The 14,475-nt window shown below is 35.3% G+C and carries 12 protein-coding genes; 6 read left to right on the top strand and 6 right to left on the bottom strand.

What is annotated here, in order from left to right; all coding sequences use genetic code 11:
* Positions 1-244: 244 nt before the first annotated feature.
* On the bottom strand, positions 245-1,243 hold the full coding sequence (locus FC19_RS00610) for a choloylglycine hydrolase family protein (RefSeq protein WP_057875052.1): 999 nt from the start codon (positions 1,241-1,243) through the stop codon (positions 245-247).
* Positions 1,244-1,943: 700 nt separating this feature from the next.
* Between FC19_RS00610 and FC19_RS00605 the strand changes: the two genes are divergently transcribed.
* Positions 1,944-2,144 (top strand): cold-shock protein, encoded by a 201-nt coding sequence (locus tag FC19_RS00605; RefSeq protein WP_034988066.1) that lies wholly within the window; start codon positions 1,944-1,946, stop codon positions 2,142-2,144.
* A 727-nt stretch (positions 2,145-2,871) separates the two neighbouring features.
* Positions 2,872-3,813, top strand: coding sequence for an NAD(P)H-binding protein (locus FC19_RS00600; RefSeq protein WP_057875051.1), 942 nt, complete (start codon positions 2,872-2,874; stop codon positions 3,811-3,813).
* Between the two features lie 92 nt (positions 3,814-3,905).
* Here FC19_RS00600 and FC19_RS00595 read toward each other — a convergent pair whose 3' ends face one another.
* Positions 3,906-4,451 (bottom strand): DUF975 family protein, encoded by a 546-nt coding sequence (locus FC19_RS00595; RefSeq protein WP_162261172.1) that lies wholly within the window; start codon positions 4,449-4,451, stop codon positions 3,906-3,908.
* A gap of 294 nt (positions 4,452-4,745) precedes the next feature.
* Between FC19_RS00595 and FC19_RS00590 the strand changes: the two genes are divergently transcribed.
* Positions 4,746-5,687, top strand: coding sequence for an NAD(P)H-binding protein (locus FC19_RS00590; protein WP_057875049.1), 942 nt, complete (start codon positions 4,746-4,748; stop codon positions 5,685-5,687).
* A gap of 186 nt (positions 5,688-5,873) precedes the next feature.
* Here FC19_RS00590 and FC19_RS00585 read toward each other — a convergent pair whose 3' ends face one another.
* Positions 5,874-6,167: a hypothetical protein gene (locus FC19_RS00585; RefSeq protein WP_057875048.1), complete on the bottom strand. Its 294-nt coding sequence runs from the start codon at positions 6,165-6,167 to the stop codon at positions 5,874-5,876.
* A 258-nt stretch (positions 6,168-6,425) separates the two neighbouring features.
* On the opposite strand from FC19_RS00585, the gene FC19_RS00580 reads away from it, so the two are divergent.
* Entirely contained in the window at positions 6,426-7,265 is an 840-nt protein-coding gene (locus FC19_RS00580) for an aminoglycoside phosphotransferase family protein (RefSeq protein ID WP_057875047.1), read from the top strand.
* A 398-nt stretch (positions 7,266-7,663) separates the two neighbouring features.
* Here FC19_RS00580 and FC19_RS00575 read toward each other — a convergent pair whose 3' ends face one another.
* Genes FC19_RS00575 through FC19_RS00565 form a run of 3 tightly spaced genes read right to left on the bottom strand, consistent with a single transcriptional unit; the run spans position 7,664 to position 12,308 of the window.
* Entirely contained in the window at positions 7,664-8,590 is a 927-nt protein-coding gene (locus FC19_RS00575; RefSeq protein ID WP_057875046.1) for a Ppx/GppA family phosphatase, read from the bottom strand.
* Positions 8,591-8,592: 2 nt separating this feature from the next.
* Positions 8,593-10,758 (bottom strand): RNA degradosome polyphosphate kinase, encoded by a 2,166-nt coding sequence (locus tag FC19_RS00570; RefSeq protein WP_057875045.1) that lies wholly within the window; start codon positions 10,756-10,758, stop codon positions 8,593-8,595.
* Positions 10,755-12,308, bottom strand: coding sequence for an exopolyphosphatase (locus tag FC19_RS00565; RefSeq protein WP_235809289.1), 1,554 nt, complete (start codon positions 12,306-12,308; stop codon positions 10,755-10,757). The genes FC19_RS00570 and FC19_RS00565 overlap by 4 nt, the downstream gene beginning before the upstream one ends.
* Before the next feature lie 250 nt (positions 12,309-12,558).
* Here FC19_RS00565 and FC19_RS00560 point away from each other — a divergent pair, with 250 nt between their 5' ends.
* Both FC19_RS00560 and FC19_RS00555 read left to right on the top strand, forming a co-directional pair.
* On the top strand, positions 12,559-13,680 hold the full coding sequence (locus FC19_RS00560; RefSeq protein ID WP_057875044.1) for a D-alanine--D-alanine ligase family protein: 1,122 nt from the start codon (positions 12,559-12,561) through the stop codon (positions 13,678-13,680).
* 223 nt (positions 13,681-13,903) lie between these two features.
* Positions 13,904-14,461, top strand: coding sequence for a DNA-3-methyladenine glycosylase I (locus tag FC19_RS00555; RefSeq protein ID WP_057875043.1), 558 nt, complete (start codon positions 13,904-13,906; stop codon positions 14,459-14,461).
* Positions 14,462-14,475: the final 14 nt, after the last annotated feature.

Raw genomic sequence — 14,475 nt, 5'->3', positions numbered from 1 at the left:
TTTTAATATAATTGGCGAATTTTTGGGTCAACTTGTGTAATACATCTATGTGAAATCAACAAGGGAACTAGATCAAAAGTTAACTTTTGATCTAGTTCCCTGTGGGTTGTACATCATTATAGAGAATGGAGAAATAGCTAATTGCTACTAAAAACAATGCTAATTCTTTTAAATTCAATTGTAAACAAAAATGCTCTATATTAAAGCAGCAAAAAAAGTCCCTGAAAAAGCACTTTGGTTTTCACTAATTTAATTGATTGATATCTTCGTTATTGTTGATCTTAAAAATTTTATAATCATCAGAAGTTAACAAAGATTTTAGAGATAGTTTGTTAATTCGCTGATTATAGTAAGTAGAATAATAAAATGCAAGTGATTCTGAGCACATATATGCTGTATAACAAGTATAGTCTTGCGCACCTAGTTCATTTATTACAGCGCCCTTAGGGATACTTACGGATTCTAAAACGTGATGAAGCAGTGAAACAGCAGATGTTTCATCTTCAGCTTGTTCAGTTGCATTTTTTAAAAATGCTGTTCGAACAAAGCGAGAAGGTGGAGTGTAGTCCCCAGGAAGTCCAAATGTTCCAGAGCCTTGACTGAAAGGAGCAAGTTTCTTATTTATAAAAGTGATATTCTCGTGTTGTTTAGGAGTAAGTGTAATGTAATTTCGTAAATTTGTTTCATGCCAAGAATAATCAGGGCTGTTTGTCATAACTCCGATAGAGTCTTCTATAATATCAATACCATCTTTTTTAGGCTCAATGATTAAGCTTTGTCCACTCCTGTCACTGAAAATAAAATGCAAAGGCGGAACGGTATTAATTGTCGGATTTGACTGATTAATAATATTAATCTTTGTCTTGAATAAAGTAATTACTTCTGCTAGGTTTTGAGCATTTGCTAATATTGTCGAAATTACTCTATCAGGTGAAACATTAAGTTTATTCTTTTCAATACTATTTTGGTAAAAAGCATAGCGTGGAAAGTAAAGTGTAGCGCCCATCAATCCCTTTTCATTAATACCATCATATAAAATAGGACCGTGTTCATCAAGCTGACCAATACCCGCAAATGCGTATTTTGGAACAATTGGATTGGTGTCTGAATAATTAGCTTGGAACTCCTTATTATGAGGTACAAAAATTACATTTTCAGCCATCTCTATCGTAAAGTCCATCGTACGTGCTAAAAAATGTTTGTTATCTTTGGAACCTAAAGTAAGGCTACTGCAACCGATCATATTATTACCCCCTACGGTCCAGTATATCTCTGTGTAACAGCTAAGTAAAATCAAAAGAATTTACAGGATGATGAGGGGTTGAAGTTAGATAAAATTAGTATGTAGGTGTTACAATAGCATTGGAGTTAAACTTCTTTAATTTTAAGGAGGTGAAAATATTGAATGCATTTCCTAATAAGTTTGGTAGAAATTACTGAAAGGAAGTGATCCACATATCTCCTAGCAAGTAGGTGACTTGCCTTTGTAAGATATGGAGGGGGTAAAGGTAATCTTTTCCCATATTCAATATAGAGTGTAAATTCCAATTAATATTCGATAAATGCTGATGTTTCGCAGAGCGATGCTTTTTTATAAAAGGGCTGTCAGAAATTTTAATTTTTCTGATAGCTCTTTATATTTACAATCTCAAAACAAGCCTCTTAGTGAAGCGTAACTGAACTTAATAAAGATGATCCTAGAGTATGATTTAAACTTAAAATTAAAAAAATAGAATTAAGTTTCAGATTAATTGCCTTTTGGCTTTTATATAAGTATTTTTTAAAAGATAATATTTGCATTTTCTTATATCTGTGTTATACTAGAAATCAAGTTAGCATTTGCTCGGAGATTAAAAGTATCATTTTTATGTTATTTCTAAAATTCTTTCAGGTGTTGATAGTCGATAGTCGCTTTAGTTTTAATCCTAGGAGGATTTAGATATATGAAAAATGGTACAGTAAAATGGTTCAATGCAGATAAAGGTTTTGGTTTCATCACTGGTGAAGACGGAAATGATGTTTTTGTTCATTTCTCAGCTATCCAAAAAGATGGTTTCAAGACATTAGATGATGGCGAAAAAGTTACTTTTGACGAAGAAAACGGTGACCGTGGTCCTCAAGCTGTCAATGTTGTTTCACAATAATGCTTGATTATTAAAGATCAATTACCAGCAATACTGCTAATTGATCTTATGAAGCTTAATTCTTTTAGAATTAAGCTTTTTTTGTCGACTTAAAAAGATAGCTAATTCTGCTGCTAAATTCAGAAAGGGGCAGACACTAATACAGGGATCTGTTCAATTTACGGAGCGGATCCCTGTATATTAAAGTGTTGTAATAAAATGCGCATTGTATTATCATAATAATTAAGGTAGCGTTTCTAATAAACGATGTCGCAAACGTTTGGCTGCCTTACTACTTCTTGAAGGCTTTATCCCAGTTTAGCGAAGCTGAGGTAAGGCCTTTTTCTCATTATACAACACAAGGGTATTCTACAACCATCCTGTTATACAGGTCAAGAATCATGAATTATGTTTTTTTTCATTAATCGTTATTTATTCAAGGTATGCGAATAATTAGCACTTTAATAACAAGCATACACTATTTAAGGTCAAATGATGCTTGTTATATAGGGAATAAATTATTGAATTTTTTAAAAAGTTAGCAATATACGCATTATTTTATGCAGAATACTAAATAATATTAAATTGAAATTAAATGTTTTTGTTATACAAATTATTCTAAAAGAAGGAGTTCATTTTGTTTATTGATTGTAATGGATTCGAAGAATTTTTATGAGGAGTTCTTTTGTGTTTTTGTGTTGAATAGCTTACAATTTAGATGTTAGCGATTTCACAAAAGGGGGATCTCATGCAAAAAATTATTGTTAATGGTATAGATGGTAACTTCGGAATGCTTGTTGCAAAATATATTCAGAAATTAGTTGCAAAGGAGCACCTTGTTTTTACTGTACCATCAATGGAAAAAATGAAAAAATTTTCGCAGAGCGATGTTCGGATAGAACTCGCGGACTTTAATTCGAAAGAAAATTTAACGACAGTTTTTAAAAATGCTGATAAGGTGTTATTGATTTCAATGCCCTTTGTTGGGGAGGAAAGGAGGGCAGCACATAGAAATGTAGTCGAAGCTTGTGTGGCTGCCAATGTAAAGCAAATTATTTATACCTCGGTCCTATCGGCTTCTAATCCTCTGAATCCGAGTATTGAAAACATTGATCACGGATATACAGAAGCACTGATTCAAAATTCACCGCTAGACTATATTATTTTAAGAAATTCTTTATTTGCCGAAGCTTTCATTACTGATTACCTCCGAATTGTTGCCGCTGGGGAGCATCTGGCCGTGAAAAATATGGGGAATGGTCGAGTGGCTTTTATTTCGCGTCGCGATGCAGCTTTGGCAGCCGCAGCCGCATTAAACAATGACTTATTGCATCGGGAAATTCTAAACATCAATGGACGTGATGCTCTGACTTTTGCTGCTTTCTTGAATATTGGGAACAACATTACTGGAAATAAAATCGAATATCGGACTCAAACAGATGAAGAACTTTATGAATATTTTGATAATCTTGGAGTTCCACGCACAACTGACGGTGATTTTTCTAAAAGTCCAATAAAGGCTACTTCTGAGGGCATGGTTTCTTTTGGAACAACTGTTAGAGAAGGCTATCTTGACGTACCAGTTAGTGATTTTTCTAAATTGACGGGACATTTGCCGCTTTCGGTCGAATATATGTTTAGCCATATTAATGACTTTCAATTGGGCGAAAGACATCCGACTGAAAAATGATTGGGTTTGTTTTACGTGGCAGTGTTGCAAATATTGTGTTCAAAAAACCTGCACCTATTTTAAAGGGGGCAGGTTTAGAAAAAAGGTAAATTTTACTTTGTTAGGTTCACGTAGTAATTTGCCATTGTTAGTTGGTAGTAGGGCATTGTCCAAAGACCGGCAAGACCACCCGTGATAAAAGTTAGGAACCAATAACCAATAAAACTTAATTGAAGGAGGAAATATTCCATTTTGTGATTGGTCATTAACATCCGACTTTGAGTAATTGCATCACGATATTTAATTTTGTTCCCTGCATCAAGTTGATCACGATAGATATAGATTGCCTGTGAATAGGAAATTGATTTGATTATTCCAGGTATGATCAAGAGTAATGTCCACAGAAAAATTAATAGTGTCTGTAAGAGCGAAATGATGATCGTTCCGATCACGTATTCACGTCGTTGAAATAGTTTTAAGCAATCAACGAAGGGATCATCCAATTTTTGTGTTAGGCGATAGATATCGATACAAGAAAACATAACGCTAATAGTCAAAATAGATAAAATGAGTGAAAATGCGATGTTAGCAATAGACCAGACATTCCAAATGACAGAGTAGTCTAATTGATCGATATTAATACTTTGTTCCACCTTCACAAAATTACGGCTGGTAAAAGTATTGATAAAGTATACAACAAAAACCAAAAGAAATAACTTAAAAAAATATGGATAGTTTTGATTAAGCAGTCTTTTTGAACTGAGTTTTAGTTCTGTTTGATTAATAATGAGCACATCCTTTCAACATGTAAAAGCGTAACAAGGATTATTTCGAATGTAAAGCTGCAAATTAACAAAGATCTATTCAAAAATAAAAAACAAATACAGAACTGCACCAGAGCATACAATGCTTTCAGAAGGGTTTTGTAGTTAAAAAGGTGGTTTATATTTATTATGGATAAATTGATTGTAACAGGTGTTGATGGCAACTTTGGCAGGGAAACAGCAAAGGTAATTCAAAAACTTGTACCTAAAGAAAAATTAATTTTTTGTAGTTTTGATCCCGCTGTACTTGAACAATATAGCATGCAAGGAATAGAAACACACGTTACAAATTTTAATAGCAGCGTCGGGCTTGATGAAGCTTTTGCTGCTGGTAAAAAGCTTTTACTTATTTCGATGCCATTTGTTGGAGAAAAGAGACAAACAGCGCATAAGAATGTCATTGATGCAGCTAAAAAAGCGGGAGTTAGACAGATCGTTTATACGTCATTGGTAAATGCCGCCGATCCTAAAAATCCGAGTGTTGAAAAAAAGGATCATGCATATACTGAAGAATATTTGAAGGAATCAGGTTTAGATTACATTTTTTTAAGAAATTCCCAGTATGCAGAAGCGATGATTACAAACTATTTCACTTACGTCAAGGGGGATAGCATCTTAAAAAACAACCAAGGAAAAGGAAAAATGGCCTATATTTCGCGTAAAGACTGCGCTAAAGCAGCTGCTTATGCTTTAGTCTCAGAAAAATATGGGAAAAAAATATTTAATGTTAATGGTCCAGAGCTTTTAACAATTGAAGAATTCATTAAAATAGGTAACGATGTGACCGGAAAGACTGTTAGGTATCAGCAAATTAGTGATGAAGAGAACTATCAGCTTTTTGATACAATGGGTGTCCCGCGTACAACCGAGGGTAGGTTTAAAAAAAATTCTGAAGCACCTTTTTCATCCGATGGAATGGTAACATTTGGCCAGGCTATTCGAGAGGGCAAGATGGATCAATTTACAAATGATTTTACAGAATTGACCGGGGAAAGTGCAATGACGGTGAGGTATATGTTCGAACATCAGAACGAATTTCAAGTGGGAGAACGTCATTCAAAAGATAATTAGCACTTTAATAAATGAGATGTAGGAATGTAAATGAATAAAAAAGCCATTAGAAAGTTCAAAGGTCCGTAGTTTCTTAAGATGCCTTTTCAGAGTCTAATGGCTTTTTTATGGGTGAAATTTTGAACAATTTAAATTGAAAAAGTACAAGGAGACTCACCGTATGGTTTGGGTAAAAAAATAAGAAGTTCAAAGTTCTTTTTCTCGATGTCGAGAAACTTCATCTTGTTGGCTAAGAAGTTTAATCATTTTATCGTTTTGAGCAATTAAAATCCAGTTTTGTTCTACTATTGCACGTAAGTAGGAAATTTTGGAGTCGTCATTGCGATCTTTAATCAGAAGACGTTTGTCATTACGTAAGAGATTTTTTTTATCAAGTTCGCCCAGAATTGCCTCAACTTGTTCTGAAGTTTCATTTGATACTTCAGCAAGACCACGGTCGGTTAAAATACCTTTGATTTTATCGTTATTAAAGAGCCCCATTCCATTCCCTCCATTCCAAGAACATCTTCAATTAAACTATAACATTGGTAAAGAAAATATTCCTTGTTAAAGCTTGCTAGGATGAAGTTGCCAAGATGACTAGTAACAAAAAAATATTTTTGATAGTTTTACTAATAATAAAAATTTGATGATTGACCAAAACTTTTAAATCTTTTTATTATAAATAGCGAGCCTTCTTGCTATTTATAATATTGTTAAGTACAATTAAAACAAGTATATGATAGGGGAGGAAGACACATGCTAGTCGAGTTCTTAAATGATTATTATCAGGCCAATTTAAAAAGCATTCATGACGTAGCTGGTAATCAACATTTAATTGGCTACAGTAAAGTTTTCAAAAGCCCATTGTTCGTTAAAATTTTCAAGGAACGTGATATGTTTTATGCGGAGCAACATGTTAATCAAGTTTATTATCCGGAAGTCTATCTGGATAGTGTAATTTTTGGGGACAATTATGTTGTAACTCTTAAAGATAGAAAATTAAAGGATGTTTCAGTTAAGAAAATTAGTCCAGAAAGAGCATACGCATTTGGGCAACTACTAGGTGATTTCCATAAAAAATTAACGGGGAAAGCCACTGTTCATCAAAGTAATAAACAGCTCTCAGAGCAAATTCAGTTTCACGTCAAAAGACTGCAGGAAACAGAATATGAGGCAACGGTCACCAATGTTCAGCAAATGTTGAAATCTGATTTTGAACATGCTGATATGGAGTATGCGCAACTGCCAAAAGTGGTGCTGCATGGTGATTTTAGTATTCGTAACATTATGGATTACCGGGGAAAAGATATCCTGATTGATTTTGAACGTTCACATATGGGAACGCCATATCAAGATTTTATCAAGTTCTTTTACAATGAAGTAAGAGAGCCAGCATTGCGCAACGAGTTTATTAAGGGATATGAAACGATGTATGATTTTGAGATTCCTAGAAAAGCGGTGCAGCGTTGCCTCCTCTTTTTATGTGCATTGGATATATGTGAATATAATGCCACACATCCTAAACGCAAATTCGGTGAAATGCCGAATGCTATGCTTGAAACTATTAAGAAGAACGATGCAGTTTTAGCGCTTTGATATTAGTGAGTAAGGATCCAATAAAATTTAAATAGTTTACCGTGCTAAAAGAAGACTTGTGGTGAAAGGTATCAAAGCCCCAGCCTCGTTACTGTTATGAAAGCAGCTGTTGGCTGTTGAGATTAAATCAGTTTCCAACTAAAAAGCACTACCAGAAAAGTATTTGTTTTCTGGTAGTGCTTTTTAGTTGGAAATATCTTTGTGTAGCAACACCTCTACAGAGTAATTTACGATCCAGCACAGAATTCTTCAAAGAGTTGTTGGTTATCCATGAGCAGGAAAACATGATGATTCTTGATTTGTAGGCAAAAAAATCAAAAGGTGATTAATTCGAGTTGTTTTACAACCATTTGAAATCTTTGAAGCTCGGTTGCTTGCTTCAAGATAAGAATACGAAACTAGCGAAGCGAGTCAATATAGTCGAGCAGAGCGCCTTCGCGTAATCCATTATTTGAAAATAAAATTTCAGGAATATGCAGTGTCCTCAGAATCAATGAAAGAGGAATTAAGCCACCTATGATGACATCTGCACGTGCTTTAGCAAGCCCTGGAACTTTTTCACGCTGATTTTGATTCAAATCAACTAGATCTGCAAAAATATCAAAGGCATTTTCACTTTTAAGCTTATAACCATGCAAACTTGGTAATTTAGTGGAAGTTTGTTTTCTTCTGGCGATCTTAGCTAAAGTTCGATTGCTCCCACCAAGCACGACAAGTTGAGCCTTATGTGCATCGAAGAGCCAATTGATGTCAGTTATTTTTTTCTCAACGAAGGTCATAGCTTTGAATAAATCAGAAGCAGCAATATCATCACTTAAGGAAAAATCCTGCGAGATATTTACTGAACCGATAGGAAGACTGATTAGGTCGCTGACTTTTTTTTCTTTTACTAATATCAATTCTGTACTAGCTCCGCCAGTATCCATAATGATGCAATTATCTTCAATCGGCAGTGTTCGAGAAACTGCCAAGAAATCGAGATATGCTTCTCGGTCACCGGTAATAACTTCAAAGTCAATGCCGATCCGTTTTTTGACAAGTTTCAAAAATTCTGCTTGATTTTTTGCCTGTCGGACGGCTGCTGTTGCCAGAGCTTCTATTTTAACATTTTCAAGTTTTGAATAAATATCTTTGAATGAGGTTAGGGCATGGAGTGTACGTTCAATCGGCTCTTTTTGGAGAACTTTTTTGGAACCCATGTTCTCGGATAAACGAACCATTTCCTTTAATTGATGGGTAACATTGATTTTATTTCCGTCTTTTATCTGAGAAATAGTCATTCGGATTGAGTTTGAACCGAGATCGATGACTACAAAATTTTCCATTTCTACTCTTCCTCCTCGTTATTAGATAAGTGTACCATACTTTCGTGATGTGTCATGGGATGGAAAACAGACGCATCCTTTTTTGCAGCATGTTCTTGTCTTAGCAGAACTTTGTTTTTGTGTTGAGCTTCCTTGATGAAGTATTCTTGTGAATTTAATGGTGTCAAGCCGCGTCGATCCAATTTTTTGAATGTTTCGCCGCGCAAAACACGAGTTTTAATGTTGTCCTGCCACATTGTTGAGAAAATTGAAATAACTTTTTGGCGAATATTATCTTGGAGGATCGGGAATAAAAGTTCAACTCGGCGATTTAAATTACGTGTCATCATGTCCGCACTTGAAAGGTAAACATCTTCGTTGCCTCCGTTATAAAAATAATAAATACGACTGTGTTCTAGGAAACGACCAATGATTGAATGAACATGGATGTTTTCGCTGATGCCAGGAATCAGGGTTTTTAAGCAGCAAATGCCGCGAATGATCAAATCTATCTTAACGCCTGCAGCGGAAGCTTCGTAAAGCTTCTCAATGATTTTCTGGTCAGAGAGCGAATTCATCTTCATCTTTATTATTGCTGGTTGTCCATTTTTAGCTGCTGTGATTTCATCATCAATTTTTTTATTGATAAATGAACGAATTTTTTTAGGCGAAATATGCAGTTTATGGAAATAGGGCGGCTTAGCATATCCAGATAGCATGTTGAAAATGTTTGATGCATCAACACCCATATCTGGATTAGCAGTTAAAATTCCCATATCTGTATAAAAGTTTGCAGTTACGTCATTATAGTTGCCAGTACCTAGATGCATATAGCGTCTAACACCATCTTCATCCCGCCGGATAACAAGTGTGAGCTTACAATGTGTTTTCAATCCAACTAAGCCGTAAATAACATGGCATCCCATTTTTTCAAGCTGTTTGGCCCAGCGAACATTGTTTTCTTCGTCGAAGCGTGCTTTAACTTCAACCAACACAGTTACCTGTTTTCCGTGCTGTGCAGCTAAACCAAGATACTTGATAATAGGAGAATTGCCAGAAACACGATACAAGGTCATCTTGATTGCCAAAGTATTCGGGTCTGAGGCGGCTTGAGCAATGAATTGGACAACAGAGTTAAAAGAGTCATAGGGATGTTGCATAAAATAGTCTTGTTGTCGGATGGCTGTGAAGATATTTTTTTCTGGTGCCAATTTAGGATCAATATATGCTGTATACGGTGAATAACGTAATTCCTGATGTCCAGTGACCAATCCAGGGAGTTTTTTCAAAAAAGATAAATCTACAGGCCCGTTAATGCGATAAACGGCTTTTTTGTCTGCATCAAGCGTCTTGATTAAACGCTCTCCGAGGTGCTTGCTCATATTGTTTTCAATTTCAAGCCGCATGATTCCGCCGTGTTCTCGCTTTTTTAGCTGTTTTTGAACTTCTCGAAGTAAGTCGGAAGTATCTTCCTCGGCAACATCAAGATCCATGTCTCGAATAACGCGGAAGGCTGCAACTTCACTAACTTTATAACCAGCAAACAAATTTTCAATAAATTCTTTGACAATTTCCTCAATGAGAATAAAAGTGTTGTCACTGTTAGGCAATTTGATGATTCTTCCGAAAACTTCAGGGATTCTAATTGTCGCAAATCTTTTATTATTTTTGTTATCTTTTTCATGTATTCGGACTGCAAGATTCAGCGAATTATTGCTGATAAAAGGAAAAGGTCGTGATGAATCGTCGGCTAATGGTGTGAGAACAGGGTACAACTCATCATTAAAATAACGTTTAATGAACTTGTATTGTTCCTCATTAGCTTCTTGCGGTATGATGATTTTAATATTATTCTTTTCGAGCTGTGGAAGAATGGAACGATTATAGGTCGTATAGCGTTTTGTGACCATTTCCTGTTCCTGCTCATTAATAGCATCGATTTGCTGTTTAGGGGTCATTCCAGAAGCGTCTGTTGATTGAATATTAACAGAATACATTTTATTAAGGGATGCAACGCGTACCATGAAGAATTCATCCACATTGCTTTGTGTAATGCCGAGAAAATTCACTCTTTCCAATAGAGGGTTATCCAGATCACGCGCTTCTTCTAGGACACGTCCATTAAAGTCGAGCCAACTCAATTCACGATTTTTGAAATACTTATGTTTATTGAATTCTGATTTTGTCATTTTTGACGTCTCCTTTGCTTTAAAATTGGGTGGATACCGAAGACTTCTTTGAATAAAGCTGATTTATTTTCGAATGACCACGCTTCTAAAGCAATATTTTGATTTGAGTAAGCATAGATAAACATAGTTGAACCGCGCAGAGAAACTGAGATTCTTTTAATTTTTTGTTCGCGCGAATCATCCAAAGCATCAGCTAAGCGCAGGATAGCTGAAAGTTTTGCGACATTCATCTGAATTGTCGGTTCAAGTTTCTGAAAATGGGGTTGATCTGTTTCAGGCGATTCATTGCTATGATAACGTGAAACTTCGGCGATAATCTGGTTTTCATCATTTGAGAGGCCAATCAGCCTTGTCGCTTCAAGAATGTATGCAGAATGTCGATAATGCTGTTGTTGATTGATATAATTCCCGATATCATCAACGATACAGGCAACATTAAGCAGCAAACGTTCACGTTTTCCGAGATGATGAATTCGTTTAAGTTGATCGAACAAGTGTAACGCCAGCTTGGAAACTGTTTGCCGATGCGTATGGCTTGTTAGATAGCGTGAGGCTAGATTTTCGGCTGAGGTCAGAATCATTCCATCTAAATCTAGGTGCATGAGCCCGATCTTGGCAGCTCGTTCAATTGCAAGTCCATCTGAGACTGCAATATTTGTGATTATTATTTTTTGAGCATTGATCATTTTTATGATTTTGTTGATGAGTATAAAGTAGGGAATGATGCGCCCAATATCATTTTCACCAACATCAAAGAAGTCCATGAGATATTGATCGGATGATTTGATGACAGTTGCATAAATTCCTTCAAATTCATCAATGTTCATCGTGTATGAAGAACGATTGGCGGGAATGAATTTTTGGGCAAGTGCATAAGCGTCTTGAAGAACAAGATTCGAGCCTTCTTTATTATACGGAAAAACATGATGCAAATGTTCTAGTTTGCTGCCAATATAATCTTCGATAACCTCAACAGGATCATTTGTACTTAACTTCAAAGCTTTTGAAATTTCACCAACATGCGAAGAACCAAGATCAATGTTCCATGTGGAGATGAATTTCTGTTCGTTGAAATGGGATAAAGAGGCACGCTCAATCCCTAGGCTCAACAGATACGTCGACATCAAACTGAGTTTCTCAAAGTTGTCTAGGTGTACGGTCACAGCCGTAGCTTTATAATAGGTCAATTGGCTTGTACTCAACCATTCGATGTGCAGACCAGTTCGAATATAAATTTGTTCACCCAAGTAACGCGCACTAATAGTGTTAAGTTGTTGCTGATTACCCCACAGCTTAACATTTTTAACACCGTAATCTTTTGCTATTTGAAGATAACCATTGATGGCACTGGCAATTTCTTCAACATTCTGATCATATTGAAAATTTTTATTAGAAAAATTATTTGAAAAAACATCTTCGATTTTCGTTAGCTTTTTTAAATCAATGATTGATAGTTGAATACGTCTAGGTGTCATGTATATAATACCGAAAAGTTTCATTGGCACAAGAATCACCCCACTCTTTCTTCTGTACTTAATTTTAACAACCATATTAAAATTTATAAAGAAAAGATTATGTAAATTTTGACCTTCTTTGTTTTTGAAGAACAAAAAAGGTTATTAAAAGGCCGCCAGAAGCCAATTAATATATTTTAACTGACAATATCTATTCTACGTGTTATCATTCTAGAGGATATATATGAAAATATGCCCGATGCTTTTTTTGCACATTAAGTTAAAAATTATCGTATAATAGGTAAAACCGTATAATAAGATTAGGGAATAGGAATGAGATATATTTATGGATAAAAAGAAATTGCACGTTGCACTGTTTTTCGGAGGAAATTCATCGGAACATGATGTTTCAAAACGTTCGGCACATAACATCTATGATGCTATGGATAAGAACAAGTATGATGTTTCTGTTTTTATGTTTACTAAAGATGGATATCTGCTAGGAAATAAGGATTCGATGCGCATCTTTAATGGCGAAGAAGAGGACAAAGTTGTTGCGGAAATTTTACCAAAAGTTGATTTCTCCAATCCGTTAGCCAACATTCAGAATATCTCTGAGGTAAAGGACATTGATGTCTTTTACCCGGTTATCCATGGTAACATGGGAGAAGACGGAACTATCCAAGGACTGTTTAGATTATTAAATAAACCTTGGGTCGGAAGTGGAGTAGGGTCATCAGCTGTTTCCTTTGACAAAGATTGGACTAAGCAGCTATTGACACATAACGGTGTACGTAATACGAAGTACTTGGTAGTTACAAAACAGAATCAAAACCAATTTTCATACGAAAAATGTAGTGCAGAATTAGGTAAAACGCTTTTTGTCAAACCTGCTCGTCAAGGTTCATCTGTCGGTATTTTTAAAGTTGAAAATAAGGATGAATTTGATCGTGCAGTTAAAGATGGTTTTCATTATGACTTTAAACTTTTAGTTGAGGAATCAATTGAAGGCCCGCGTGAAGTTGAATGTTCAGTTCTGGGTAATCGTGATATAAAAGCTTCAAAGTTAGGGGCTATCAGAATTCCTGAAACAGATACTTTTTATGATTACAATAATAAATTTGTTGATGCTTCGGGTGTTGTTTTTGACTTACCGGTTGAACTGCCTGAAAAATTAGCAAAAGAGATTACACAAATGTCGCTAGACGCGTTCCGTGTTTTGGGGAATCGCGGTTTGGCAAGAATGGATTTCCTTGTCGACAAAAATAATGTTCCTTATTTCGGAGAAGCTAATACCTTGCCAGGATTTACCAATATTTCACTATATCCCCAGCTATGGCAAGTTTCAGGTATCAGCTACAGTGATCTGATTGATCAGTTGGTTCAATTAGCTATCGATGAATTTGATGACAATGCTAAGTTGCATTATGATTTTGTTGAACTTGGTGAAGAAAAGCTTTCAAAATAGATTAGAATTTTTAAAGGATAAAATTTAACAGAATCGATTTTACTCTACTCAATGATGACGAATTACTAGCAGGTTCTGCAGCATGTTTATACGAAATAAATAGAGGAGCTAGGTTAAGGTTTAACTTTTGACCCAGCCTCTCTTTTTTATATTAGAAATGTGTGAGTAGCGTATTATTAAAGAAAATAGTAGGTAAATATTTTAATATTCAGGAGGAGCAAAGATGGAACAAAGATGTGATTGGGCACTGACTGGAAGCAATTTTTTGCGTGATTACCACGATAATGAGTGGGGAAAGAAGACTACCGATGAGCAAGAGGTTTTTGAAATGCTGAGTCTTGAAATTATGCAAGCTGGTTTGAATTGGGATCTGGTTTTAAAAAAACGTCAAAATTTCAGAAAGGCTTTTGATAATTTTGAGGTTGATAAAGTAGCTGCATACGATACGGCTAAAATGGATGAGCTTTGCCATAATGTTGCAATTATTCGAAATAAACGCAAGATAACGGCTACAATCAACAATGCCCAAGCAGTAATTCGGTTAAGATCCGAAGGAATCGGATTGGCTGAATTTGTCTGGAAATTTTCGGATAATAAGACAGTTATGAATAATTGGGATCATCCTGAACAGGTGCCATCTGAAACTTCATTTTCTAAAAAAATAGCTTCTGAATTACAAAAAAAGGGTTTCAAATTTGTTGGTCCAACGATTACTTATTCTTTCTTGCAAGCGATTGGAATTATTAATGATCACCTTTCTTACTGTGAGTTTAAAAACTAAAGAGTAACAAAAAA

This window comes from Liquorilactobacillus aquaticus DSM 21051 (assembly GCF_001436755.1).
In the GTDB taxonomy this organism is placed as follows: Bacteria; Bacillota; Bacilli; order Lactobacillales; family Lactobacillaceae; genus Liquorilactobacillus; species Liquorilactobacillus aquaticus.
The sequence above is the reverse complement of the archived record's forward strand: the minus strand, read 5'-3'. Positions and strand labels throughout refer to the sequence as shown.